24 protein-coding genes and 1 riboswitch are annotated in these 23,015 nt (G+C 71.2%); of the genes, 15 read left to right on the forward strand and 9 right to left on the reverse strand.

Annotation, left to right across the window (positions count from 1 at the left end):
• Nucleotides 1-208 precede the first annotated feature (208 nt).
• Nucleotides 209-796, forward strand: coding sequence for a DUF4168 domain-containing protein (locus EFJ44_RS03235; RefSeq protein WP_125255733.1), 588 nt, complete (start codon nt 209-211; stop codon nt 794-796).
• 58 nt (nt 797-854) lie between these two features.
• On the opposite strand, the gene EFJ44_RS03240 is transcribed toward EFJ44_RS03235, so the two are convergent.
• Nucleotides 855-2,693 carry a monovalent cation:proton antiporter-2 (CPA2) family protein gene (locus EFJ44_RS03240; protein WP_125255734.1) on the reverse strand — a complete coding sequence of 613 codons (1,839 nt, stop codon included), beginning with the start codon at nt 2,691-2,693 and terminating at the stop codon, nt 855-857.
• 96 nt (nt 2,694-2,789) lie between these two features.
• Between EFJ44_RS03240 and EFJ44_RS03245 the strand changes: the two genes are divergently transcribed.
• Nucleotides 2,790-3,974 (forward strand): winged helix-turn-helix domain-containing protein, encoded by a 1,185-nt coding sequence (locus EFJ44_RS03245; RefSeq protein ID WP_241209657.1) that lies wholly within the window; start codon nt 2,790-2,792, stop codon nt 3,972-3,974.
• 107 nt (nt 3,975-4,081) lie between these two features.
• Here the strand turns inward: EFJ44_RS03245 and amaB are convergent, their stop codons facing one another.
• Nucleotides 4,082-5,578 carry an L-piperidine-6-carboxylate dehydrogenase gene (gene amaB, locus EFJ44_RS03250; protein WP_125255736.1) on the reverse strand — a complete coding sequence of 499 codons (1,497 nt, stop codon included), beginning with the start codon at nt 5,576-5,578 and terminating at the stop codon, nt 4,082-4,084.
• A gap of 107 nt (nt 5,579-5,685) precedes the next feature.
• On the opposite strand from amaB, the gene EFJ44_RS03255 reads away from it, so the two are divergent.
• The 4 genes from EFJ44_RS03255 to EFJ44_RS03270 all read left to right on the forward strand — a co-directional run bounded on the left by EFJ44_RS03255 (nt 5,686) and on the right by EFJ44_RS03270 (nt 11,585).
• Nucleotides 5,686-6,093, forward strand: a complete 408-nt coding sequence (locus EFJ44_RS03255; RefSeq protein WP_125255737.1) for a CBS domain-containing protein — start codon at nt 5,686-5,688, stop codon at nt 6,091-6,093.
• Between the two features lie 66 nt (nt 6,094-6,159).
• On the forward strand, nt 6,160-6,711 hold the full coding sequence (locus EFJ44_RS03260; RefSeq protein WP_125255738.1) for a hypothetical protein: 552 nt from the start codon (nt 6,160-6,162) through the stop codon (nt 6,709-6,711).
• A gap of 123 nt (nt 6,712-6,834) precedes the next feature.
• Nucleotides 6,835-8,646 (forward strand): sensor histidine kinase, encoded by a 1,812-nt coding sequence (locus EFJ44_RS03265; RefSeq protein ID WP_241209658.1) that lies wholly within the window; start codon nt 6,835-6,837, stop codon nt 8,644-8,646.
• Nucleotides 8,647-8,726: 80 nt separating this feature from the next.
• On the forward strand, nt 8,727-11,585 hold the full coding sequence (locus EFJ44_RS03270) for a M16 family metallopeptidase (protein ID WP_125255739.1): 2,859 nt from the start codon (nt 8,727-8,729) through the stop codon (nt 11,583-11,585).
• 12 nt (nt 11,586-11,597) lie between these two features.
• On the opposite strand, the gene EFJ44_RS03275 is transcribed toward EFJ44_RS03270, so the two are convergent.
• The gene (locus tag EFJ44_RS03275; RefSeq protein ID WP_125255740.1) at nt 11,598-12,269 is read right to left on the reverse strand and encodes a bifunctional 4-hydroxy-2-oxoglutarate aldolase/2-dehydro-3-deoxy-phosphogluconate aldolase; all 672 of its coding nucleotides are present in this window, start codon (nt 12,267-12,269) and stop codon (nt 11,598-11,600) included.
• A gap of 148 nt (nt 12,270-12,417) precedes the next feature.
• Here EFJ44_RS03275 and EFJ44_RS03280 point away from each other — a divergent pair, with 148 nt between their 5' ends.
• Nucleotides 12,418-12,759 carry a hypothetical protein gene (locus EFJ44_RS03280; protein ID WP_125255741.1) on the forward strand — a complete coding sequence of 114 codons (342 nt, stop codon included), beginning with the start codon at nt 12,418-12,420 and terminating at the stop codon, nt 12,757-12,759.
• Here the strand turns inward: EFJ44_RS03280 and EFJ44_RS03285 are convergent.
• The gene (locus EFJ44_RS03285; RefSeq protein WP_241209659.1) at nt 12,756-13,577 is read right to left on the reverse strand and encodes an alpha/beta hydrolase; all 822 of its coding nucleotides are present in this window, start codon (nt 13,575-13,577) and stop codon (nt 12,756-12,758) included. The two genes, EFJ44_RS03280 and EFJ44_RS03285, sit on opposite strands and share 4 nt — an antisense overlap.
• A 30-nt stretch (nt 13,578-13,607) precedes the next feature.
• Here EFJ44_RS03285 and EFJ44_RS03290 point away from each other — a divergent pair, with 30 nt between their 5' ends.
• Nucleotides 13,608-13,865 (forward strand): Lrp/AsnC ligand binding domain-containing protein, encoded by a 258-nt coding sequence (locus EFJ44_RS03290; RefSeq protein WP_125255742.1) that lies wholly within the window; start codon nt 13,608-13,610, stop codon nt 13,863-13,865.
• A 95-nt stretch (nt 13,866-13,960) separates the two neighbouring features.
• Complete coding sequence (locus EFJ44_RS03295; protein WP_125255743.1) at nt 13,961-14,260, forward strand: hypothetical protein; 300 nt, start codon at nt 13,961-13,963, stop codon at nt 14,258-14,260.
• Here the strand turns inward: EFJ44_RS03295 and EFJ44_RS03300 are convergent.
• The gene (locus EFJ44_RS03300) at nt 14,257-14,904 is read right to left on the reverse strand and encodes a DUF4126 domain-containing protein (protein ID WP_125255744.1); all 648 of its coding nucleotides are present in this window, start codon (nt 14,902-14,904) and stop codon (nt 14,257-14,259) included. The two genes, EFJ44_RS03295 and EFJ44_RS03300, sit on opposite strands and share 4 nt — an antisense overlap.
• A 71-nt stretch (nt 14,905-14,975) precedes the next feature.
• On the opposite strand from EFJ44_RS03300, the gene EFJ44_RS03305 reads away from it, so the two are divergent.
• Nucleotides 14,976-15,908 (forward strand): fatty acid desaturase family protein, encoded by a 933-nt coding sequence (locus EFJ44_RS03305; protein WP_125255745.1) that lies wholly within the window; start codon nt 14,976-14,978, stop codon nt 15,906-15,908.
• A gap of 67 nt (nt 15,909-15,975) precedes the next feature.
• Here the strand turns inward: EFJ44_RS03305 and EFJ44_RS03310 are convergent, their stop codons facing one another.
• A complete protein-coding gene (locus EFJ44_RS03310) occupies nt 15,976-16,218 on the reverse strand; it encodes a GlsB/YeaQ/YmgE family stress response membrane protein (protein ID WP_123287986.1) in 243 nt (80 codons plus the stop codon).
• A gap of 205 nt (nt 16,219-16,423) precedes the next feature.
• Between EFJ44_RS03310 and EFJ44_RS03315 the strand changes: the two genes are divergently transcribed.
• Together EFJ44_RS03315 and hisN are read left to right on the forward strand one after the other, a co-directional pair.
• Entirely contained in the window at nt 16,424-16,807 is a 384-nt protein-coding gene (locus EFJ44_RS03315) for a helix-turn-helix domain-containing protein (protein WP_125255746.1), read from the forward strand.
• Between the two features lie 89 nt (nt 16,808-16,896).
• Nucleotides 16,897-17,682: a histidinol-phosphatase gene (gene hisN, locus EFJ44_RS03320; RefSeq protein WP_125255747.1), complete on the forward strand. Its 786-nt coding sequence runs from the start codon at nt 16,897-16,899 to the stop codon at nt 17,680-17,682.
• A gap of 6 nt (nt 17,683-17,688) precedes the next feature.
• On the opposite strand, the gene EFJ44_RS03325 is transcribed toward hisN, so the two are convergent.
• Together EFJ44_RS03325 and EFJ44_RS03330 are read right to left on the reverse strand one after the other, a co-directional pair.
• Nucleotides 17,689-18,087 carry a hypothetical protein gene (locus tag EFJ44_RS03325; RefSeq protein ID WP_125255748.1) on the reverse strand — a complete coding sequence of 133 codons (399 nt, stop codon included), beginning with the start codon at nt 18,085-18,087 and terminating at the stop codon, nt 17,689-17,691.
• A complete protein-coding gene (locus EFJ44_RS03330) occupies nt 18,087-18,464 on the reverse strand; it encodes an ElaB/YgaM/YqjD family protein (RefSeq protein WP_125255749.1) in 378 nt (125 codons plus the stop codon). The genes EFJ44_RS03325 and EFJ44_RS03330 overlap by 1 nt, the downstream gene beginning before the upstream one ends.
• A 124-nt stretch (nt 18,465-18,588) precedes the next feature.
• On the opposite strand from EFJ44_RS03330, the gene EFJ44_RS03335 reads away from it, so the two are divergent.
• The 3 genes from EFJ44_RS03335 to EFJ44_RS03345 all read left to right on the forward strand — a co-directional run bounded on the left by EFJ44_RS03335 (nt 18,589) and on the right by EFJ44_RS03345 (nt 20,840).
• Nucleotides 18,589-19,239, forward strand: a complete 651-nt coding sequence (locus tag EFJ44_RS03335) for a fumarylacetoacetate hydrolase family protein (RefSeq protein WP_125255750.1) — start codon at nt 18,589-18,591, stop codon at nt 19,237-19,239.
• On the forward strand, nt 19,236-19,868 hold the full coding sequence (gene maiA / locus EFJ44_RS03340) for a maleylacetoacetate isomerase (protein WP_125255751.1): 633 nt from the start codon (nt 19,236-19,238) through the stop codon (nt 19,866-19,868). The genes EFJ44_RS03335 and maiA overlap by 4 nt, the downstream gene beginning before the upstream one ends.
• Nucleotides 19,869-19,940: 72 nt before the next feature.
• Nucleotides 19,941-20,840 (forward strand): aldo/keto reductase, encoded by a 900-nt coding sequence (locus tag EFJ44_RS03345; protein WP_241209660.1) that lies wholly within the window; start codon nt 19,941-19,943, stop codon nt 20,838-20,840.
• Here EFJ44_RS03345 and EFJ44_RS03350 read toward each other — a convergent pair.
• Nucleotides 20,824-22,629, reverse strand: coding sequence for a TonB-dependent receptor plug domain-containing protein (locus tag EFJ44_RS03350; RefSeq protein WP_125255752.1), 1,806 nt, complete (start codon nt 22,627-22,629; stop codon nt 20,824-20,826). The two genes, EFJ44_RS03345 and EFJ44_RS03350, sit on opposite strands and share 17 nt — an antisense overlap.
• 146 nt (nt 22,630-22,775) lie before the next feature.
• A riboswitch (cobalamin riboswitch) is annotated at nt 22,776-22,980 on the reverse strand.
• Nucleotides 22,981-23,015: the final 35 nt, after the last annotated feature.

Genomic DNA, 23,015 nt, shown 5'->3' on the forward strand with positions numbered 1-23,015 from the left:
CGGCCTCCTACACGAAATCCCGGCGCCGCGCGACGCGCCCCATTCCCGGCGCCGTCTCGCCCAAGTTGCAAGTCCGTCGCAACTTCGGCTAGGCTGGAGGCAGCTCCCGGCCAGACAGGCGGATCGGGAGCCGCGGTTTCGTCCGCCCGGCCTCGTCGTCACTCCGGGGCCGCCCACCTCCCCAATCGCCACGACCCAAGGACAGTACATGCGCATCGCCTTCCTCGCCGCCGTCTCCGCCCTGGCCTTCTCGGCCGCTCCCGCGCTCGCCCAGGACGCCACGACCGACGCCGAGCCCGCAGGCGCCGCCGCCCAGGCCGGCGACTTCACCGACGCCGAGATCGAAGGCTTCGCCGCGGCCATGGCGAAGATCGCGCCGATCGCGCAGTCGCTGAACGGCGCCGCGCCGTCGCCGGAGCAGCAGGCCGAGATGGTCGCCGCGATCGAAGCCGCCGGCCTGACGCCGGACCGCTTCAACGCCATTTCGACGGCGGCCCGCGCCGACCGCGTCACCGGCGGTCGCGTTCTGGTCGCCCAGGCGCCGGCCGGCGCGGTGGACGCGGGCGTCACCGACCAGGAAGTGGAAGCCTACGCCGCCGCCATGGCCAAGCTGACGCCGATCGCCCAGTCGCTGAACGGCGCCGCGCCCGACGAGGCCCAACAGGCCGAAATGGCCGGCATCGTCTCCGCCTCGGGCCTTTCGCTGGAACGCTTCAACGAAATCAGCGCCGCCGCCTCGGCCGAGCCGCGCCTGCGCGCCCGCGTCGCCCTGGCGGACGCCCGCGCCGGTCGCTGAGTCCGAACGGAAGACCCGACGAAGGGGGTCGCCTCGGCGGCCCCTTTTTTCATGCGCCTCAGGCCTCGGCCTTGTCGACGTCGTCCTCGTTCAGCAGTCGGCCCTCGCGCTTCGGCTTCATGTAGGGCTCGGGCTGGGGCGTCGGCATGTTGCCGCGCATCATGTGGCGGCCGGCCGTCAGGCCGCCGGCCAGTTGAAGCGTGAGGCGCTCGCGGTCGCGCCAGCGCACCTCCTCGACCGTCTCGTCGGCCTCGACCGGGTCGAAGCCCAGGTTGACCAGCACCTCGTGGCCGAAGACCAGGGCGCTCTCGAACGTCTCGCGGATCTGGTAGTCGACGCCCGCCTGGATCAGGCGGATGGAATGGCCGCGGTCGAAGGCGCGCACGAACAGCTTGGTCAGCGGGAACTCGGACTTCACCAGTTCCACGATGCGATCGGCCTGCTCCGGCTTGTCGACGCAGACCAGCACGGCCTCCGCCTTGTCGACGCCCGAGGCGCGCAGCACGTCCAGCCGGGTGCCGTCGCCGTAGTAGACCTTGAAGCCGAAATTGCCGGCGACCTGGATCATCTCCACGTCGTTGTCGATGATCGACACGTCCACGTCGCGGGCCAGCAGAGACTGACAGACCACCTGGGCGAAGCGGCCGAAACCCACGACCAGAACCCGCTCGCGCAGATCCTTGGCCCGTTCCACGCCCTCCGCGCCGTCCGGCGACAGGGTCTCCGCCGGCATGAAGCGGCCCACCACCATGGTCGTGAGCGGCGTCAGCACCATCGACAGGATGACGATGGCCGTCATCGACGCCGAGACGCGCGCGTCGAAGATGCCCGCCATGCCGGCCGCGGCGAACAGGACGAAGGCGAACTCCCCGCCCTGGGCGAACAGGACGGCGCGCTCCACCGCCTCCCGCTCGGTCGCCCGGAAGATGCGCGCGACGGCGTAGATGGCCACCGCCTTGACCGCCATGAAGGCGATGACCCCGCCGACGATGACCTGCCAGTCCGCCAGCACCACGCCGAGGTCCAGGCTCATGCCGACACTCAGGAAGAACAGGCCCAGCAGGATGGCGCGGAACGGCTCCACGTCCGCCTCGAGCTGATGCCGGAAGGTCGACTCCGACAGCAGCACGCCCGCCAGAAACGCCCCCATCGCCATGGACAGGCCGCCGGCGCCCATCAGCCAGGCCGCGCCGACGGCGACCAGCAGGGCGGCGAAGGTCATCACCTCGCGCCCGCCGTACCGCGCCAGCACGCGGAACAGGGGGTTCATCAGGAATCGGCCGGCCAGAAAGACCACGGCGATCGCGCCGACGGCCAATCCGACGGTGCGCCACAGCGGCGGCGCGGCGTCGCCCGAGGTGCCCAGAAGACCGCCGAGCACCGCCACGATCGCCAGCAGCGGCACGATGGCCAGGTCCTCCAGCAGCAGGATCGAGACCGACCTCTGCCCCAGCGGCGTGCCGAGCTCGCCGCGCTCGTCCAGCATCTGCATGATCACGGCGGTGGAGCTCAACACGAAGCCCATGGCCGCCACGAAGGCCACGGCGACGGACAGGCCGGCCGCCATGCCGGTCAGGGTCAGCAGCAGGCCGGCGGCGGCCACCTGGGCCGCGCCCAGGCCGAAGATGTCCTTGCGCAGGCTCCACAACCGCGCCGGCCGCATCTCCAGACCGATGATGAACAGGAACATCACCACGCCCAACTCGGCGACGTGCAGTATGGCCTCCGGCTCGCGGACCAGACCTATGCCCCACGGCCCGACCAGCAGGCCCGCGGCCAGGTAGCCCAGCACCGATCCCAGCCCCAGCCGTCGGAACAGGGGCACGGCGACGACCGCCGTCGCCAGCAGCGCCACCGCATGTCCCAGTTCCAGCCCGCCGCCCGCCTCAGCCGCCATGTCGTCGATCCCCAAGCTTCAGCGACAGGTAGGGCGCCCGCCGCGATGACGCCAGTTTCCGTCAGCAGGGCCGTGCTAGGCAGGGGCGTGGATCAGATGACCCTGAAGACCGCCCGCCGCATCGCCCTGGCCGCCCAAGGCTTCGGCCGCGCGCGCCCGGCGACGCCCGACCGGCGGCAGGTGCGCGATCTCGTGCGGCGCCTGGGCGTGGTGCAGATGGACAGCGTCAACGTCCTGACGCGCACCCACTACCTGCCCAAGTTCGCCCGTCTGGGCCCCTATCCGCGTGAGGCGCTGGAGGCCGAGGCCTGGGGCCCGCGCCGGTCGCTGTTCGAATACTGGGGGCACGAGGCGTCGCTGCTGCCGCTGGAAACCCAGCCCCTGCTGCGCTGGCGCATGGAGCGGGCGCGCGACGGCGCCATGTGGACCGGTCTGGCGCGCTTCGGGCGGGAGCGGCGAGACTACGTCGACGGGGTGCTGGCCGAGATCGAGCGGCGCGGGCCGGTCACCGGCGGGGACTTCGCCAGCGGTCCGCGCGGCGCGCCCGGCTGGTGGGAATGGTCGGACGGCAAGCGCGCGCTGGAATGGCTGTTCTGGGCCGGGCTGATCACCACGAAGACCCGCCGGGGGTTCGAGCGCGTTTATGACCTGACCGAACGCGCCCTGCCGGCCCGCATCCTCGAGCTGCCGACGCCGACCGAGGCCGATGCCCAGCGCGACCTCGTCCGCATCGCCGCGCGGACCATGGGCGTCGCGACCGAGGCCGACCTGCGCGACGTCTTCCGCCTGCCGGTGGCCGAGACCCGCGCCCGCGTCGTCGAACTGGTCGAGGCGGGCGAGCTGACGCCGGTGTTGGTGAAGGGGTGGAAACAGACGGGCTACCTCGCGCCCGACGCCCGCGCCCCGCGCAAGGTGACCGGCGACGCCCTGCTGTCGCCCTTCGACAACCTGATCTGGACCCGCGGCCGCACCGAGCGCCTGTTCGGCGTGCGCGTGCGACTGGAGATCTACACGCCCGCCCACAAGCGCGCCCACGGCTACTACGTCCTGCCCTTCCTGCAGGACGAGGCCCTCACCGCCCGCGTCGACCTCAAGTCCGACCGCAAGGCAGGCGCGCTTCTGGTGCAGGCGGCGTGGCGAGAACCCGACGCGACGCCGGAGACGCCCGCCCGTCTGGCGGCGGAGCTGGCGCGGATGGCGGGGTGGCTGGGGCTGGAACGCGTGGAAGTGGCGGGGAAGGGGGATCTGGCCCGGGCGCTGGACGACGCCCTTCAAGGTTGATCCACAAGTGCGACCGCTTCTGGCGCAGGCGTCGTGCAGGATGTCTCGATCAAGGCCGGCCGGCGGTGGGAGTAATGGGAGTCAATTTTCGGGACTCCCACTCCCATTCACACCTCGAACTTCACTCCCTGCGCCAGCGGCAGGTCGCGGCTGAAGTTCACGGTCTGGGTCTGGCGGCGCATGTAGGCCTTCCAGGCGTCGGAGCCGGATTCACGCCCGCCGCCGGTGTCCTTCTCCCCGCCGAAGGCGCCGCCGATCTCGGCGCCGGATGGGCCGATGTTGACGTTGGCGATGCCGCAGTCGCTGCCCCAGGCCGACAGGAAGGCCTCGGCCTCGCGCACGCTGTCGGTGAAGACGCAGCTGCTCAACCCCTGCGGCACGGCGTTCTGCATCTCGACCGCCTGATCGAACTCGCGCCAGGTCAGGACGTACAGGATCGGCGCGAAGGTCTCGTGCCGCACCACCGCCGTCTGCGCCGGCATGCGCACGATTGCCGGCCGCACGTAGGCGCCGTCGCCGCCCAGGCGCGCGCCGCCGACGATCATCTCCCCGCCCTCGTCCACCGCCTGCGCCAGCGCCCGGTCGAACGCCTCGGCCGCGTCGGCGTCGATCAGCGGGCCGACCAGCGAGCCCTCCTCGCGCGGGTCGCCGACGGGCAGGGACTCATAGGCGGCCTTCAGCCGCCCGATCAGGGCCTCGGCCACGTCCTCGTGAACCAGCAGGCGGCGCAGGGTCGTGCAGCGCTGGCCGCAAGTGCCGACGGCCGAGAAGGCGACGGCGCGCACCGCCATGTCCAGATCGGCGCTGGGCGTCACGATCATCGCGTTGTTCCCGCCCAGCTCCAGCAGGCTGCGCCCCAGCCGCGCCGCCACCGTCTGCGCCACCGCCCGGCCCATGCGGGTCGAGCCGGTCGCGGAGACGAGCGGGATGCGCGCGTCGGCCGACAGCGCCTCGCCCGCCTCGCGCCCGCCGATCACCACCTGCGACAGGCCCTCGGGCGCGTCGCCGCCGAACCGCGCCAGCGCCCGATCGAACACCGCCTGGGTGGCCAGTGCGGTCAGCGGCGTCTTCTCAGACGGCTTCCAGATCACCGGGTCGCCGCAGACCAGCGCCAGCGCCGCGTTCCACGCCCACACCGCGACCGGGAAGTTGAAGGCCGAGATCACGAGCACCGGCCCCAGCGGCTGCCACGTCTCGCGCATGTGGTGCCCCGGCCGCTCGCTGGGCAGGGTCAGGCCGTACAGCTGGCGCGACAAACCGACGGCGAAGTCGCAGACGTCGATCATCTCCTGCACCTCGCCCAGGCCCTCGGAGGTGATCTTGCCGGCCTCCAGCGTGACGAGCCGGGCGAGGTCGGCCTTGGCCGCGCGCAGCTCCTCGCCGAACAGCCGCACCAGCTCGCCGCGCCGCGGCGCGGGCACGCGACGCCAGGCGTGGAAGGCCGCAACCGAGCAGGCGACGATCCCGTCCAGGTCCGCCGTCTCCGTCAGCGCCGGACCTGCCGAGCCGTCGACCGGCGAGCGCGAGGCCCGGCCGGCCTCGGCCGTCCGCGGCGTCACGCCCAGACCCTTCAGGATGCTCCAAGCCTCGTCGATCGCCGTCATCGTCCGCTCTCCGTTCAACGCCCGCATAGCGGCCCGGACGAGGCCGCGGAACCCCGCGGCGCGCGCCGGGTTCTCAGGTCACCCCCGAAGCTTGAGAGGACAAGACCATGAAGGTGCGCGACGTGATGAGCCGGGACGTCCAGGTGGCTCGCCCCAACGACACCCTGCGCGAGGTCGCGGGGCGCATGCGCGCCGGCGATTTCGGCTTCATGCCGGTGGCCGACGGCGACCGCCTGCTGGGCACGGTGACCGACCGCGACATCGTCGTGCGCGGCCTCGCCGAGGGCGTCGGCCCCGACGCCACGGTGGACGGCTGCATGACGCGCGACGCCAAATGCGTACGGGAGGACGACGACCTGAAGTCGGCGCTGGAGTCGATGGGCGGCTCGCAGATCCGACGTCTGCCCGTGCTGGACAAGCACGAGCGCCTGGTCGGCGTGGTCTCCCTGGGCGACCTGTCGACCCGCGTGAAGGAGAAGTACGCCGGCGAGGCCCTGGAAGAAATCTCCCGTTAACCGGACGGGCAAACCGGGCGTTCACCCGCGCGCGTCATCCTCGTCGGTCGAGGATCGGAGACGTCGATGGCGCGCGCGCAGTTCCAGAAGGGTCAGAAGGTCTGGGTCGAGTGCGTCGGCGCCTGGGCCCAGGTCGAGAAGGTCCAGCCCGTCTGGGCCAAGGGCTTCGACGAGCCTGTCCGGGTGACCTACGACGTGGGTCTGGGCCGCGAGTTCCTGGCCCACGAGCTGTTGATGCCGGTCGAGGACGCGACCTCGCACGGCGGCGAGCACTGGCGCCTGCTGCGCGCGCGGAACAAGTGGCAACAGGCCGAGGACTGTCCCCATCACCCCTTCCCGGGGACCTATCCGGTGGTCGTCACCGATCCGACGGACTGGGGCGGCTGGCGCGTGCCGGGCGCGGAATATGACCGGGACCCCGACCGGATCGAGCGTCAGGCCCGCCTGATCGCGGCGTCCCCGGCGCTGGAAAAGCTGGCCCGCGAGCTGCTGGACGCGGTGGTCGAGGCGCCGGACGACGCCCCGCCCGCCATGCAGGAACTGGCCCGCCGCGCCCGTGACGTGCTGCGGCCCGTCGATGAGGTGCTGGCTCCGCCGGAGGCCGCGCGCGCGGCCTGAACGCGGGCGCTTCTCAGGGTCGACAAGATTCGGCGACGCAGCCTAGATTCGTCGCTCAGGGCAGTTTGACCGGAGGGCGCTTTGCGGGGCCAGGAGCGCCGCATTTCGGGAGACGGGCGCCGCGTGGCCGATCGCCGTCGCGGGCCGCCGCCGTGGGCGCGCATCCTCGTCCTGATCACCGCCGTCGGCCTGGGCCTCTATGCGCTGTGGGTGACCCGCGCCCACGGCATCTCGCTGAACCCCGGCGACCTGACGCGCGACGGCTGGATCCTGATGATCCCGGCGGCGGTCGGGCTGATGATGATCGGCCTGGTGCTGGCGCTGAACGCACGGCAGGCCGCCATCCGGCGGGAGTGGGCGGAAACCGAACAGCGCTTCCGCATCGCCGTGGAAGGCGCGCGTTGCGGCATCTGGGAATGGGACATGGCGACCGATCAGGTCGATCTGTCCGACTACATGGGGGCCCTTCTGGGTCTGGGCGGGGGCGTGCATTCCTCGGACGCGATCCTGTCCCGCGTGCACCCGGACTTTCGCGAGCCCCTCGTTCACGCCCTGCGGCAGGCCCAGACCTTCGGCCATTTCGAAGCGACCTTCCCCGTGCCGGACGCGCAGGGCCGTCCCCGCTGGATCGACGCGCGCGGGCAGGCGCAGGGCCGTCGCGACGAGATCGGCTTCACCCGGATCATGGGCATGGCTCTGGACATCACCGAGGAACGACGGGCCAAGGCGCAGGCCCAGGCCGCCGAGGGGCGGCTGCGCGACGGCATCGAGAGCGTCACCGACGCCTTCGTCCTGTTCGACCGTCATGGCCGCCTCATCCTGTGGAACCGGGCCTTCGAGGACGCTTTCGGCTTCGCGCCCGGGGCCGTGAAGCGCGGAGCCCTGAAGGACGAGCTGAACCGCATCGCGGCCCTGGCCGTGAAGTCCGATCAACCCGCCACCGGCGGCCGGGCCGGCGCGCGCGAACTGGAGCTGCACGACGGCCGCTGGCTGCAGGTGTCGGAACGCTTCACGGGCGACGGCGGCACCGTGGTCACCGCCGCCGACGTGACGGCCATCAAGCGTCAGGAGGAGGAGCGCCGGAAGTCGGCCGAGAACCTGCGGGTCATGGTCTCGCAGCTGGAGGCCAGTCAGGAAAAGCTGGCCCAGCTGGCGCGCAAATACGAGGTCGCCATGACCCGGGCCGAGGCGGCCAACCAGGCAAAGTCCGAGTTCCTGGCCAACATGAGCCACGAGCTGCGCACGCCGCTGAACGCCATCAACGGCTTCTCCGAGATCATGTCGGCCGAGATGTTCGGACCGCTCGGCGACCCGCGCTACAAGGGGTATGCCGCGGACATCCTGAGGTCAGGCCAGCACCTGCTCAGCCTGATCAACGACATCCTCGACATGGCCAAGATCGAGGCCGGCAAGATGACGCTGCACTATGAAACGGTGTCGCTGAAGGAGCTGTGCGACGACGCCCTGCGCCTCATGCGCGGCAAGATCGGGGAGGCGGGCCTGACCGCGACGCTGGACGGTCCGGACCTGCCGGACGTCGACGCCGACCATCGCGGCCTGAAGCAGGTGCTGCTGAATCTGATCTCCAACGCCGTGAAGTTCACGCCCGAGGGCGGGTCGATCGTCGTGGCTCTGTCGCAGCCCGACCGCGACCATGTGCGCGTCGCGGTGACCGACACCGGCATCGGCATCGCGCCGGAGGACATCGACCGTCTGGCGCGGCCTTTCGAACAGGTCGAGGGCCAGCATTCCAAGACCACCCAGGGCACGGGTCTGGGCCTGGCCCTGACCAAGGCCCTCGTCGAGATGCACGGCGGCGAACTGGGTCTGGAAAGCGAGCCGGGCAGGGGGACGACGGTGAGCTTCATCATGCCCGTCCGCAAGCCAGCCTCGGCCGCCGCCCTGGGAGTCGGAGCCACGGCCCGCGCGGCCTGACGCCGCATTACCGCACCGTAACTTTCGCCCCCTTGTCGCCCTGATAGGGTCCGGCCGACCCCTTCTCAGGAGCTTCGGCCATGATCCGTCCGCGTCCCATCCGCGCCGTCCTTCTCACCGCCTCGGCGCTGACGCTGCTGACCGCCGTGCCCGGCGCCGTGCAGGCGCAGGAGGCGGCGATGGCCGTTCCGCCGCTGCAGTACACGCATCGCGAATTGCCGAACGGACTAGACGTCTACGCCATGCCGGATCCGACCGCGGGCACGGTCACGGTCCAGGTCTGGTACGACGTGGGCGGCAAGGACGACCCGGAGGGGCGGTCCGGCTTCGCCCACCTGTTCGAACACATCCTGAGCCGCAAGACGGTCAACATCCCCTACGGACAGATCTCGACCTGGGTCGAGAATGCGGGCGGCAGCCGCAACGCCTCCACCGGCCAGGACTTCACCAACTACTACGAGACGGTCCCGCCCGAGTATCTGGAGACCATGCTCTGGACCCACGCCGAGCGAATGGCGCGGCCCGTGGTCGACCAGGCCGTGTTCGACGCCGAGCGGTCGATCGTGAAGGAGGAATTGCGTCAGCGCGTCTACGCTCCGCCCTATGGCCGGCTGGGCCGCTTCGTCATCGGCGACAACAGCTTCGACGAGAGCATCTATCGCCGCAGCGTGATCGGCTCGATCGAGGAGCTGGACGCCGCCACCATCGACGACGCCCGCGCCTTCCACGAGGCCTATTATCGGCCGGCCACGGCCACCCTCATCGTTTCCGGCAACTTCGATCCCGCCCAACTGGACCGCTGGGTCGACCAGTATTTCGGCGACATCCCGAATCCGGAGCGGCCGGTTCCGGTGTTCCAGCGCCCGGCCGAGACGCCGCGCACCCAGCCGCGAGATGTGGTGGCCTATGCGCCCAACGTGCCGCTGCCCGCGGTGGGTCGCATCTGGCCGGGCGTCGAGGCCACCCATCCGGACGCGGCCGCCCTGGACGTGCTGCAGGGGATTCTGTCGCGGGGCCAGAACAGCCGCCTGTACCAGCGGCTGGTCTACACCGATCAGGTCGCCACCAGCGCCTCGTTCGGGGCCAACACCATGGAGGAGGACGGGGTCATCTCCGGCACGGTCATCGTCGCCCAGGGCAAGTCGCTGGAGGACGCCGAGGCCGCGTACGACGCCGTGATCGCCGACATCCGGATGAATCCGGTGACCCGGGCCGAGCTGGAGGAGGCCAAGGTCGAGATCATCTCGTCGGAGCTGCGCCAGCGCGAGACGGCTTCGGGCCGGGCCTTCATCCTCGGCCAGGCGCTGGTCTCCGAGGGCGACGCCGGCGCGCCCGACGCGCGGCTCGCCGCGGTTCAGGCCGTCACGGCCGACGACGTCCTTCGCGTGGCGCGCACCTATCTGCGCGACGACGCCGTGGTGCGCGTCCGCTATCTCGACGAAAGCCAACGGCCCGAGGGCGTGCCGGAAGACAGCTGGCGCAATCCGGCGCCCGTGCCGACGTTCGTCACCGTGCCGCCGGCCATCCTGCCGCCCAACGAACTGCTGCCGGAAGGGCAGCGCATGGCGCCGCCGGCGCCGGGCGCGGCCCGGATCGCGGCGACGCCCGCCGTCGCCGAGCGCACCCTGCCGAACGGGCTTCGGGTCATCGTCGCGAAGTCGACCGACCTGCCGATCATGAACGCGCAGCTGATCATCGGCGGCGGCGCCTCCGGCGATCCGGAGGGCCGCATCGGTCTGGCCTCGGCCACGGCGAACCTGGCCCGCGAGGGCGCGGGCGGCCGCACGGCGCCCCAGATCGCCGCCTCGCTGGAATCGCTCGGCGCATTCATCGGCGCGGGGGCCAATCCCGACGTCACGACCGTCAGCCTGTCGGCGCCCATCGCGTCGCTGGACCGGGCCGCGCCCATCTTCGCCGACGTGGTCCTGCGCCCCGACTTCCCCGCCGCCGAGCTGGAGCGGCAGCGCGCCCGGGCGCTGAACGGCCTGCGCGTGGCGCTGCGCGATCCGGCGAACCTGGCCGCGGCGACGCTGAACCGCGTCGTGTTCGCCGGCGCCCCCTACGGCGCGCCCAACTCGGGGACGGCCGAAAGCCTCTCGGCCATGTCCCGCGACGACGTGGTCGCCCACCACGCCCGCTGGTGGCGTCCGGACAATGCCGCGCTGGTGATCACGGGCGGCATGGAGCCGGACGCCGCCTTCGCCTTCGCCGAGAGCGCCTTCGGGGGCTGGACGAAGCCTTCGGTCGCCCTTCCGACCATCGACGACCGCGCGGGTCAGGCCACGGCGCCGCGCGTCGTCGTGGTCGACATGCCCGGCGCGGGCCAGGCCGCCGTCGCCGTCGCCGTCCGCGGGCCGGACCGGTCCGACGCCGACTGGTATCCGGCCTCGATCGCCAACGCCGTCATCGGCGGCGGCAGCGGCGGCCATCTGTTCAACGAGGTGCGCGCCAAGCGTGGCCTCAGCTACGGGGCCTATTCCAACCTGGTCACCCGCGTGGACGGCTCGCTGTTCGCCGCCCAGACCCAGACGAAGAACGAGAGCGCCGCCGAGGTCGTGGAGCTGGTCCTGCTGGAGATCGACCGCCTCACCCGCGAGCCGGTGACCGATCAGGCCTCCACTGATCGGGAAAGCTTCGTGCTGGGCGGCTTCTCGCGCTCCATCGAGACCACCGGGGGGCTCGGCGGCTTCATCGGCGACACGGTGACCCTGGGCCTGCCCCTGTCCGAACTCCAGACCTATCCGGAGCGGTTGCGCGCGGTCGATCCGGCCGCCGTGTCGGCGGTCGCCGGCCGTTGGCTGGGCCGCGAGCGGGCCTATGTCGTCGTGGTCGGGGACGCCGCGCAGTTCATCGACCCGCTGCGCGCGGCCCACCCCGATCTGGTGGTGACCAAGGCCGAGGACGTCGACCTGAACGCCGCGGATCTGGGGATCGAATGATAGGGGAGGGCGTCAGCCCTCCCTGAACGCCTTTACCGCGTCGACGGCCGATCGGACGTGGGCGGCGATGCCGTCCCACTCGCCGGCCTTCACGGCCGCGTCGGTGATGAGCTTCGAGCCCATGCCGGCCGCGACGATGCCGCTGCCGAACCATCTGGCGATGCTCGCCGCGTCCGGGTCGACGCCGCCCGTCGGCATGATCTTGGTCCAGGGCATGGGGCCCAGCACCGCCTTGACGAACTCCGGCCCGCCCACGGAGGCGCCGGGGAAAAGCTTGACGATCTCGCAGCCCAGCTCCTGCGCCTTCAGGATCTCGGTCACCGAGCCGCAGCCCGGGAAATAGGCGGTCATCCGGCGGTTGCAGGTCCGCGCGACCTCTTCGACCAGTCCCGGGCTGACCACGAAGCGCGCGCCGCGGTTCAGGAAGGTCGCGGCCGTTCCCGCGTCGATCACCGAGCCGATCCCCAGCACCACGCCGGGGTCGGTCTTCTGCAGCTCGCGGGCGATCTCGGCGAACAGGTCGACGGCGAAGTCGCCGCGGTTGGTGAACTCCACCACCGGCGCCCCGCCCCGCGCGCAGGCCCGGATCACGTTCAGGCAAACCTCGGGGTCCGCGTGATAGAAGACCGGACACACCCCCTGCGCCTCCAGGGCGGTCAGAACGCTCAGACGGTCGTGGGGCATTCGAAAGTCTCCGTTGGCCCCTTGCTCGACCGACGGTCGTGTGGCGTCAAGTGACGACCTGTTTCGCATAGCCCAAGCCGTTGTCTCCCAAGGCGGCCCAAGGCATGGTCCATGGGTGTTGCGAGGCCTTCAAAAGGGTTTTGAACGCATGGCCTGGCTCGAGCGGTCCCGCCTTGAGCAGAGCGCGAGATGGGCTCGCGGCGGAGCGGCGCGAAGGATCGTCGATCTGCTCGGTCGAGACGTCAGGCTGCTGCGCTGGGCGCTCGCCACCCTTCACGCAGTGCTTTTGGCCGCGCTGCTGGTAGGACTTGCGAGGCCAGACCTCGTGAACGACGCCTTGGGTTGGGCCGTGCAGACCTCGGGCGTCCAGATGCCCGCATTCGACTGGCAAGTGAGCTTCTGGGGAGTCTTTCTGCTGACCTTGGTTCACTGGGGGCATCACGTTCTGATCAAGCAGCGAAACCTGCTAAGGGGGGAGGGCAGGCTTTAGAGGCCAGCCATCTCCACCACCCGCCCCACCATCCCGCTCTCCGCATCCCGCAGCGGGTCCAGCACGGTGAAGTGGTTCAGGCCCTTGAGCACCTCGACTTGCGTCTCCACGCCCCGCGCGCCCCAGAGCGTCGCCATGTCGCGCGACTGGCGAATGAACTCCGCGCTTTCCTCCCCGCCGACCCAGCAATCCAGCATGGTGCCGCCGGGCGTCGAGCCGTCCGGCACGGGCCAGTTGGTGACGCTCAGCGCGCGGGCCTCCGGCACGTCCAGGCCCAGGGCGACGTTCAGCGAGGTCGGGATCAGGGGCTCAAGGTCGAACACGCCGCTGATGGCCAGCGCCGCCGACGCGCGACCTTCAGACAGCATGGCCGCCGCCATGTGGCCGCCGGCGGAGTGGCCGAAGACCATAGGGCGCGCGCCGGTGCGGGTCCGCACCGTCTCCACCGCCGCGCGCGCCTGCATGAGGATGCGCCCCAGGCGCACCGACGGGGCCAGGTCGTAGGAGGGGAAGGCCACGCTGACGCCCCGGCTCACGAGCGCTGGCGCGATCCAGCTGAACCAGCTGCGGTCCAGCGCCTGCCAGTAGCCGCCGTGCAGGAAGACGGCGACGGGCGCGCCCTCGCCCGCCTCGAACAGGTCCATCACCTCGCGCGCGCCGGGGCCATAACGCAGCTCGACGGGCGGGGCCGCGGCCCGCGCCGCCTCACTGTTCGCCTTCCAGCGCAGCATGACCGTCTGGTGGTCCGGCACGCGGGCGCGGTTGTTGTACTCGGCTTCGAGATCGATCGGCTTGCCGCCCGCCGCGTCGTCCGCCACTAGAAGCCTCGCACCAAGGGAACCGCCGCCATGATGACCGCCATCTTCGTCTTCATCAAATGCGAGCTGGGTCACGCCAACGACGTGGCGGCCGACATCGTGGACGAGGTCGAGCACGTGTCGGAGGTCTATTCCACGTCCGGCCAGTACGACCTGCTGGCCAAGTTCAACCTGCCGAAGGACCTGGACATCGGCACCTTCGTGACGCGGTCCGTTCAGACGCGCCCGCACATCCGCGACACCTTCACCGTCATCACCTTCTCGCCTTTCCTGCCCACCCGGGGCTGAAGCTGCGGCAACCGCGCAACACCGGCGCCGCTTTCGATCCGGACCCGGAACGCCGCGACTCCCTGCCGCATTTCATCGGTCGAAGGAGTCGACTCATGCCCGCCGACAAGCCCCGCCTCCATGTCGTGGGGGACGCCGAAATCTACGACCTGATGCGCACCCCCGAGACGACGGCGGACCGCGTCAAGCGCCTGCAGATGGAAGCCCGGGCTCTGGCGCTGGAGGAGGTCGAGGATCTGGCCCGAACGCTGAAGGCGGCCGCGGAGATCGCCGGCCGCATCGCCCAGGGCGGCGAAGCCTATCCTGTAGGGGCCCGCGAACTGGCCTCGCGCCTGTCCTCCGACCTGCCCGCCAAGGCCGAAAGCATCCGCGCCATCGCGGCGAAGACGCTCTAGGCCGGGCGCGCCCGCGCGTCGCGCCAACGCCGCAACCGCCGCGCCAGCCGGAACACCAGCACCGCCAGCACGACCAGCAGCACGGGGATCAGGATCGGCGCCAGAAACGCCAGGATCACGGTGAAGAAGCTCAGCACGTCCTCGATCAGGCTCAGCACCGGATTGCCCAAGCCGGCCGTCGTGGCGGTCGACGCCACCCGAGCCCCGCCCTGCGCGGCATTGAATACAAGCGCCGTCGGCGCGCCGACGATGACGCCGGCCACCGCCGCCGTCGTGGGATCGACGCCGGCGAACAGGCCGCCCGCCGCGACCGCCGCCGCGACCGGCCGCGCCACCAGCCCCAACGAATGCAGGGCGTGATCGACGCCGGGGATCTTGTCGCCCACGAACTCGACCACCGCCGCGACGCCCAGCGCGATCATCGCGGCGTCCGACGTGACCCAGCTCCAGCCGTCGTTCAGCTGCAGGCCGAACAGGTTCAACCGCTCGACCCCCGCCATCATCAGCAGCGGCAGGAAGGTCCGCAGCCCCGTCGCGGCGGCAAGGCCGAGGCCCAGCAACACGGGCAGCACCCAGGTCACGCCCGCCTGACCCCACAGGCCCGTCAGCGTCTCGCGCGCCGCCTCGATCGAAACCCCGTCCATGTCGTGTCTCCGGCCCGACGCCTGAACGCGGGCGGCTTCATCCTGATCCGGTTCAGGAGTATCGTCGAGCCATGCCCGCCGCCCCGCGCGTCCGCGCCGTCGACGTCTTCACGCCCGAACAATGGGCGCCGTTCCAGTCGCGCGCCGGCTGGGTGGGGCCGCTGCTGGTGGCGCACTGCTGGGGCGTGATCGCGCTGGCCGTCGCCGCGGGCGTCCTCTGGCCCATCCTGATCCCCGTCTGCGTCATGGTGATCGGCACGCGCCAGCTGGGGCTGGCCATTCTGATGCACGAGGCGGCGCACGGCGGCCTGTCGCCGAGCCGGCGGGTGAACGACTTTCTGGGTCACTGGCTGTGCGCCGTGCCGGTGGGGGCGAGCCTGGACGCCTATCGCCCCTATCACCTCGCCCATCACAAATACGCTCAGCAGGCCGAGGACCCCGACCTGGTCCTGTCGGCGCCCTTTCCGGTCACCCGCGCGAGCCTGCGCCGCAAGATCATCCGTGACCTGACGGGGCAGACCTTCTTCAAGCAGCGGGTGCTGTTCGCCTTCAAGGCGTTCGGCTCACGGCGCGACGCCGACGTGGCCGAGGGCGCAGTGGTCACGGGCAAGTCGGTGGCGCCGTTCCTGTTGGTCAACGCCGCCCTGTTCGCCGGGACGGCGCTGGCCGGGGTCTGGTGGGCGTGGTTCGCCCTGTGGCTGCTGCCGCTGGCGACCTGGTTCCCGATGGTCACGCGGCTGAGGAACATCGCCGAGCACGCCTGCGTCGAGGGCTCGGCCGACGACCCCTTCCGCGCCGCCCGCACCACCCGCGCCTCGTGGTGGGAACGCGCCTTCATCGCCCCCTACTGGGTCAATTTCCACGCCGAGCACCACCTGTTCATGCATGTGCCCTGCTGGAAGCTGCCCGGCCTGCATCGTGCCGTGCGGGCGACGGAGCCGGGCCGCCGAATGGAGGTGGCGCCGGGCTATCTCGCCGTCCTGGAGCAGGCCTCTCGCGGCTGAGGGGGCGAACGAAAAGGGCGGCCTCCTTGCGGATGCCGCCCGTCTTCATTCCCGGTCCTGAGACCGATCAGGCCCGGCGCTTCACCAGACCCAGCAGGAACAGCAGGATGATCGCGCCGATCGTGGCGACGATGGTCGAGCCGATCCAGCCGCCCCAGGCGAACCCCAGCGCATTGGCCAGGAAGCCGCCGATGACGGCGCCGACGATGCCGACGATCAGATTGGTCAGCAGGCCGTGGCTGCGGCCCATGATCTGTTCGGCCAGCCAGCCGGCGATGATGCCGACGATGATCCAGAAGATGATGTTCATGTCGCTCAGTGCTCCCTTCGTGCCAAGCTGACGTAACAATGCACGGCGGACCTCAGGGTTGCCTTGACCATAAACAACCCCGTTCGGCGGGCGCCTTTCGACGAACGGCGTCACTCTCCCCTCGCGCGATCCCGGCATGTCCCTTGCCGCGTGGGGGGCGAGCCGTTCCGTTTCGGGACGGTCCGCGAAAGGGGACCTTGGGGCCATGGCCACCGACATCGATCTTCACCTCGGCCGCCGACTGCGCCGGCGCCGCCGTCTTCTGGGTCTGACCCAGCAGCAGCTCGCCGCCCAGGTCGGCATCCGCTTCCAGCAGATCCAGAAGTACGAATGCGGCGCCAACCGCATCTCCGCCGCCCGCCTGTGGCAGCTGTCGGAGGCCCTTGAGGCCCCGGTGAGCTATTTCTACGACGGTCTGACCGAGGCGCTGGAGCGCCGCGAAGTCGCCCAGACCAACCACGGCGGCGAGATGTACTCCCGCAAGGAGACGCTGGACCTCATCCAGGCCTACTACCAGCTGGACGAGAAGCCGCGCCGTCGCCTGCTGGACCTGGCCAAGTCGCTGCACGTCGAGGGCGACGCCGCCTGAGGCAGGTTCAGGCGTCAGGGGCAGGTGGTAGGGCAGTATTGATCCGAGCCCGCTTCCCTACCCCTGCGCCTATCCCTAAAGCCTCCGGGATGACCGAACTCGAAGCCTTCGCCGTCGATCTGGCCCGCGCCGCGGGCGCCGCCAGCCTGCCCCTGTTTCGTACCGGGGTCGGCTTCGACGACAAGAACGAGGGCGGGGCGTGCGATCCCGTCACCCGCGCCGACCGCGACGCGGAGGCGGCCATGCGCCGACTGATCGCGGAACGCTTTCCCGATCATGGCGTGATCGGCGAGGAGTACGGCGAGGACCGTCCGGACGCCGAGCACGTCTGGGTGCTGGACCCCGTCGACGGGACCCGCGCCTTCGTCGCCGGCCTGCCGCTGTGGACGTGCCTGATCGGCCTGCGCGTGGCGGGCAGGCCGACCGTGGGGGTGGTGGCCCAGCCCTATCTGGACGAGATCTTCCTCGGCGGCCCTTCGGGCGCGCGGATGATCCGCGGGGCAGGGGAGACCGCGTTGCGGACCCGCGACTGCTCGAATCTGAACGACGCCGTGATCGCCACCACCGACCCGGACATCTTCACCGGCGCCGAACTGGGCGCCTGGCGGCAGGTCCGCGCCGCCTCCCGGCTGGCCCGCCTCGGCTGCGACGCCTATGCCTACGCCATGCTTGCGGCGGGCCACCTCGATCTGGTGGCCGAGACCGGACTTAAGGTCTGGGACTGGACGGCGCTCGTCCCGCTGGTCGAGGCGGCCGGCGGGCGCGTCACGGACTGGCTGGGCGAGGCGCCGAACGACGACGGCCGCGTCCTGGCCGTGGGCGACGGGGCGCTGACGGATCAGGCGCTGATCGCGCTGAGAAGATCCGTCGTCTGATCCGCATTACCGACGGCGTCGCGCGGCGCCGTGCGGCTTCTCGGTGAAGGCTGCCGCCACCATCGTGGCCAGCGCCGGATTGCGCAGGAATATCCACCCTCCGGCCAGCGCGGCGACGGTGCCGAGGATGGGCCGCTGGCGGAACAGGGCGAAGGCGCGGGCGCCCAGGCCTTCCGGCTCGTCGTACTCGTCCTCTTCAGCGTCCGGCGCGCCCAGGAAAACGGCCGCGATCACCGCCGAGGCGACGGCGAAGAGCAGAAGCGTGATGGCGGCGGCGGCCAGGGGAACCACCACCAGGCACAGGGCGAAGTAGACCGTCGCGCCGAGGGCGACGACGGCGACGAAGGCCGCCGCGGCGGCCGCGGCGCCCGCGACCGCCTTCTTGATCAGGCCCCGTCCCAGCATCAGCGGCGGCGGCCGGCCAGCAGCATGCCGATCAGGACGCCGACGCCCAACGCGATGGCGGTCGACTGGACCGGGCGCTCCTGCACGCGCTCGATGACGTAGCGCTGGGCTTCGTCGAAGCGTTCGGCGGCGTCGTCGTAGACCTCACGGCCGCGCACGCGGGCCTGCTCGTAGTAGGCTTGCGCCTGGACCCGCGCCTGTTCCGCCTTGGCGCGGACGACCGCGTCGGCCTCCGCGGCCCTGGCGCGGATGCGGGCCTCGGTCTCCGAAGCCTTGGCGCGCAGGCGGGCGGCCTCCTCGCGGCCGGCGACCTTCACGTCCTCCTTGAGGGTCTTCAGGTCGTTCTTGACGTCTTCCCGAGCCTTGGTCGTGGCCATGTGATGCGCTCCGCTGTTCAAGCTTGACGGTTTAGATAGGGAACCCCGCCTGTCAACGCCATGACGGCATGTGAGTTCCGCATTGCAGCATGGTCGCGGGCGTCCGGCCTGCTAGTGTGCGCCCATGAGCGACTGGCTGTTTCCTCCCGCCCCGATCCCCTCTCTGCCGATCGCCGGAACGGACGCGCGGTTCCCGGTTCGGCGCATCCTGTGCGTCGGCCAGAACTACGCCGCCCACGCCCGCGAGATGGGCGCCGAGCGGGCCGAGCCGTTCTTTTTCTCGAAGCCGGCCGACGCGTTGGTGACGGACGACGCCGATCCGACCTATCCCACCGCCACCGACGATCTGCATCACGAGGTTGAACTGGTCTGCGCGATCGGACCGGACGGGATCGTCGGCTGGGCGGTGGGCTGCGACCTGACGCGCCGGGACCTCCAGGCGGCGGCCAAGAAGGCCGGGCGGCCGTGGGACGCGGCCAAGGGCTTCGACATGTCGGCGCCCTGCGGCGCGATCACCGCGGGACCGGCGCCTGCGCCCGGGGCGGCGATCACTCTTTCGGTCGACGGCGAGACGCGGCAATCCGGCCGGATCGGCGACATGGTGTGGGCGCCCGAAGAAGTGCTGGCCAAGGCGCGGAGCCTCTGGGACGTGCGGCCCGGCGACCTGATCTTCACCGGCACGCCAGAGGGCGTAGGCCCGATCCTGCCCGGCCAGAAGGTCGAGGCGACCATCGCGGGGCTGGCCCCCCTGACCTTCACCATGAGGCCCCGATGATCCTGCACGGTTACTGGCGCTCGGGCGCCGCCTACCGCGTTCGCATCGCCCTGAACCTGAAGGGCGTCGCCTACGACCGGAAGGGCGTCGATCTGCGGACGGGAGCCCAGCGCGATCCGGCCTTCCTCGCGCGAAATCCCCAGGGCCTCGTGCCGGCGCTGGAGGCCGACGGGGGCATGTTGACCCAGAGCCCCGCCATCCTGGAGTGGCTGGAGGAGACGCGGCCGGAGCCTCCGCTGCTGCCGCAGGACCCGGCCGACCGCGCGGCGGTCCGGGCCATGGCGGCCCTGATCGCGTGCGACGTCCATCCGCTGAACAATCTGCGGGTCCTGAACGCCCTCCGTGGCGATTTCGGCGCCGATCAGGCGCAGATCAACGCCTGGGCGGACCGCTGGATCACGGCCGGCTTCGACGCTCTGGAGCGGCTCGTGGAGCGCCATGGCGGCGGCTTCTGCTTCGGCACGGCCCCGACCTTCGCCGACGTGAACCTGATCCCGCAGATGTATTCCGCACGTCGTTTCGAGGTCGATCCGGCGCGCTGGCCGCGCCTGTCGGCGGTGGAGGAAGCGGCGCTCGCCCTGCCGGCGTTCGCCGAGGCCCATCCCGATCGCCAGCCGGACGCCGACTGACCGGCGGCAGGGTTAATCGGCCGTCAAGGTGTTGGAAAACCGGCCTTAAGCTTTCCGCGTCAGTGTCGGGCGGTGACGATCCCGTCGACCCGACCCGGCCCCGCGTCCGCCCTGGCTCTCGCCGTGGTGACCGAGCCGCTGCGCGCCGCGCCGGCCGCGCCCGGCGCACGGGAAGAGAATCTCCGGGCCCTGTTGCAAACCGCCGCCGACGGCGGGGTGCGCGCCGTGGTCAGCCGTCCGGACGGGGATCAGGAGCGGCTGCTGGGCCACGCCTGGCCCTTCCCCTCGCCGTTCGAGGTCACCGTCCTGACCGTCGCCTCGACCGAGGGGCTGGACCGCGTCGAGGCGCGCGCCCGTCGCTCGCTGGAGCGGATGGGTCTGCCGCGGGCGGGCGTGCTTCTGGTGTCCAGCGCCGCCGATCTCGCCGGTTCGGAGGGTCGCGCCCTCTGGGACCGGGTTCAGGGTCTGAAGGACCGCGGCCTGTTCAAAAAGGTCGGCTTCGTCGCCGAGGTCGACGACGGCCCGTCGTTGCTGGCCCGTCGTCTGTCGCCAGACGTCGTGCGGCTGCCGTGCAGTCTGCTGGATCAGAGCGCATCCAGGTCGGGCGAGCTGGAGGCCCTGAACGGCCTCGGCGTCGAGTTGCAGGTCTCCTCGGTGTTCGCGCGGGGCGCGTTGTTCGGCGGCGCGGCCACGCCCGAGGCCTGGCACGGCCGCGAACTGGACCTGTCCCGCGCGCGTCGCCGCCTGGCCGAGGCACGCGTCGACCCCATGCAGGCCGCCCTCGCCTATGGTCTGTCGCTGCCTGGCGAGCCGAGACTGGTCGTTTCAGTCGCCTCCGCGGCCGAGATGCGGGCGATCCTCGCCGCCGTCCACGCGCCGGCCCCGAACGTCGACTGGGCCGAGCTGGACCTTGGCCGCAGGACGCCGGGAGCCGAAGCCCCCGGCGCCCGCAGGATCACCAGCGCAGCCTGACTCCGACGAAGCCGGACCGGCCCGGCTCGCCGTAGCCCAGCAGCTGCTCGTAGGTCTCGTCCGCCAGATTCTCGATCCGACCCGTCAGTTCGACGCGTTCGGTGAGCCGCCACGTGGCGTTCAGGTTTGCCGTGACGAAGCCTTCGCGCTCGCCGCCGGAGTCGGGCATGTCGCCTTCCGCCCGCACGGTCAGGGCCGCCGTCAGACGTCCGCCGGTCCACGCCAAGGTCGCGGAGCCGGCATGTTCGGGCACGCGGAGGACCGGGGCGCCGGCGCCGACGTCCTCGGCGTCGGTCCAGGCATAGGCCAGGCTGAGGTAGAAGCCGCCGCCCAGCGCCGCGCGCCCTTCAAGCTCCACGCCGTCCGTCCGCGTCTCGTCGATGTTCACATAGTAGAACTCGAAGGTGCCGGGATCGAAGAAGCCGTCGATCTGATCCTCGACCTCCAGCCGATAGGCGGTGACCCGCCCGTCGAACCGGCCGTCGGCGGACCGCCAGCCCAGCGCCACCTCGCCGCCCCGCGCCGTCTCCGGGACCAGCGCCGGAACGACGGTCCCGGGCAGGACGAAGCAAAAGTCGCACACCGCCTGGCTGACGCTGGGTGCCTTGAAGCCGGTGCCGTACGCGCCCGACACGGTGAAGCCGCCGCCGAGGTCGTACGCGGCCGACAGCCGACCCGTGGTCTCGCCGCCGAAATCGTCGGTTGAATCGTGCCTCAGGCCGAGGGTCAGCGTCAGCCGGTCGGTCGCGCCCCAGCGCAGCGTCCCGAAGGCCGAGTCCACGCCAAGTTCCGCCGAGTAGCCGTTCAGGAAGGCCTCGGTTTCCTCGCGCTCCAGTCCGAAGGCGTAGCCGACGTCGGCCCCCGCCCGGCCGTCGGCCTGCCAGCGCAGCAGACGACGCTCCCCCTCATAGGTCGAGGGGAAGGCGCTGTCGGTGACGCGCTCGATGTCCGAACCGGCCGCCGTCAGCCGGTGGTCCAGCCCGAGCAACCCCACCGCGGTCAGGCGCACGAACCCCGAGCGATTGCGCGTGTCCGTCGTGTCCGGGCTGTCGACCGGGCCGAAGGCGTCGATCTCGGCGAAGACGTCCGACTGGCGGGCCCGCGCCTCCAGCGACAGCCGGTCGGTCAGGGCGAGGCGGCCGTTCAGGGCGATCGTCTCGGCCTCGACCCCGTCGGCCTCGGTGCCGGAGGCGGCGGCGGAGATGCCGTCGGTCTCGTAACGCGACCAGGAGGCGCCGAAGGCATGGCGCTCCGTCGAGACGCCCGCGGCCAGGCGACCCCGCACGGTGTCGAAGGATCCGGCCTCAACGTCGGCCTCGAGCCCGTCCACCTCGCGGCTGACGACGGCGATCACGCCGCCGATGGCGTCGGAGCCCCACAGGGACGACTGCGGCCCGCTCAGCACTTCGAGGCGATCGACGACCCCCAGGTCGAAGCCGGAGAAGTCGAAGCCGCCGGCGGGCTGAGAGGGATCGCCGACGGGCACGCCGTCGACGAGGACCAGGGTCTTGTCCTGGCTGGCCCCGCGGATGCGCACGGCCGTCACCCCGCCGGGACCGGCGCGATAGACCGACAGGCCGGGCACGTCGGCCAGAACGTCCTGGGCGAAGACGGCGCCGCGGAGGCGGATGGTCTCCTCGTCGATGACGCGGGCGCCGGGCGAGTCCTGAACCACGGCGGTCAGGCGGGTGGCGGTGACGACGACGTCGTCCACGCGGGTGGTCTCCTGCGCGAGAACGCCGGAGGGCGCGGCGAGGACGGCCGCGGTGGTCAGAAGGAGTCGCTTCATGGCGACGGTCTCCTCGGCCGGAGCATGCGCGACCCCGACGGATGAAAGCGACCGATCCGCCGGACCTCTCGGTTCGGACGGCGCACGGATCGGGTCGCTTCGAAGAGACAAACCTGTCCCCGCGCCTTCGTCTGGTCCCGGACGACGGGCGAGCGACGTCGGCGGCCAGGTCTCCTGGCTTGCGGGTCAAAAGCGGTCGTTCTCGCCTTCCCGGTTTCCCAGTGGCGCCGGATCCGAAGACCCGGAACGAACGACGGCCTCGCCGCCTACAGTTGCGGGCACAGCCGCGGTGTCTGACCGCGTTCCCTTAACCGCCTGCCTTCGCTGTGGACCGATGCCGTCGCGCGCGCAAGCCGGGAGCGCACGCCCTTGAGCGCCCGGGCGCG

The organism is Brevundimonas fluminis, from assembly GCF_003934285.1.
Lineage (GTDB): Bacteria > Pseudomonadota > Alphaproteobacteria > Caulobacterales > Caulobacteraceae > Brevundimonas > Brevundimonas fluminis.

Coding starts and splice junctions, on each gene's coding strand:
- EFJ44_RS03235 (WP_125255733.1), top strand. CDS start 209: ATGCGCATCGCCTTCCTCGCCGCCGTCTCCGCCCTGGCCTTCTCGGCC.
- EFJ44_RS03240 (WP_125255734.1), bottom strand. CDS start 2,693: ATGGCGGCTGAGGCGGGCGGCGGGCTGGAACTGGGACATGCGGTGGCG.
- EFJ44_RS03245 (WP_241209657.1), top strand. CDS start 2,790: ATGACCCTGAAGACCGCCCGCCGCATCGCCCTGGCCGCCCAAGGCTTC.
- amaB (WP_125255736.1), bottom strand. CDS start 5,578: ATGACGGCGATCGACGAGGCTTGGAGCATCCTGAAGGGTCTGGGCGTG.
- EFJ44_RS03255 (WP_125255737.1), top strand. CDS start 5,686: ATGAAGGTGCGCGACGTGATGAGCCGGGACGTCCAGGTGGCTCGCCCC.
- EFJ44_RS03260 (WP_125255738.1), top strand. CDS start 6,160: ATGGCGCGCGCGCAGTTCCAGAAGGGTCAGAAGGTCTGGGTCGAGTGC.
- EFJ44_RS03270 (WP_125255739.1), top strand. CDS start 8,727: ATGATCCGTCCGCGTCCCATCCGCGCCGTCCTTCTCACCGCCTCGGCG.
- EFJ44_RS03275 (WP_125255740.1), bottom strand. CDS start 12,269: ATGCCCCACGACCGTCTGAGCGTTCTGACCGCCCTGGAGGCGCAGGGG.
- EFJ44_RS03280 (WP_125255741.1), top strand. CDS start 12,418: ATGGCCTGGCTCGAGCGGTCCCGCCTTGAGCAGAGCGCGAGATGGGCT.
- EFJ44_RS03290 (WP_125255742.1), top strand. CDS start 13,608: ATGATGACCGCCATCTTCGTCTTCATCAAATGCGAGCTGGGTCACGCC.
- EFJ44_RS03295 (WP_125255743.1), top strand. CDS start 13,961: ATGCCCGCCGACAAGCCCCGCCTCCATGTCGTGGGGGACGCCGAAATC.
- EFJ44_RS03300 (WP_125255744.1), bottom strand. CDS start 14,904: ATGGACGGGGTTTCGATCGAGGCGGCGCGCGAGACGCTGACGGGCCTG.
- EFJ44_RS03305 (WP_125255745.1), top strand. CDS start 14,976: ATGCCCGCCGCCCCGCGCGTCCGCGCCGTCGACGTCTTCACGCCCGAA.
- EFJ44_RS03310 (WP_123287986.1), bottom strand. CDS start 16,218: ATGAACATCATCTTCTGGATCATCGTCGGCATCATCGCCGGCTGGCTG.
- EFJ44_RS03315 (WP_125255746.1), top strand. CDS start 16,424: ATGGCCACCGACATCGATCTTCACCTCGGCCGCCGACTGCGCCGGCGC.
- hisN (WP_125255747.1), top strand. CDS start 16,897: ATGACCGAACTCGAAGCCTTCGCCGTCGATCTGGCCCGCGCCGCGGGC.
- EFJ44_RS03325 (WP_125255748.1), bottom strand. CDS start 18,087: ATGCTGGGACGGGGCCTGATCAAGAAGGCGGTCGCGGGCGCCGCGGCC.
- EFJ44_RS03330 (WP_125255749.1), bottom strand. CDS start 18,464: ATGGCCACGACCAAGGCTCGGGAAGACGTCAAGAACGACCTGAAGACC.
- EFJ44_RS03335 (WP_125255750.1), top strand. CDS start 18,589: ATGAGCGACTGGCTGTTTCCTCCCGCCCCGATCCCCTCTCTGCCGATC.
- maiA (WP_125255751.1), top strand. CDS start 19,236: ATGATCCTGCACGGTTACTGGCGCTCGGGCGCCGCCTACCGCGTTCGC.
- EFJ44_RS03350 (WP_125255752.1), bottom strand. CDS start 22,629: ATGAAGCGACTCCTTCTGACCACCGCGGCCGTCCTCGCCGCGCCCTCC.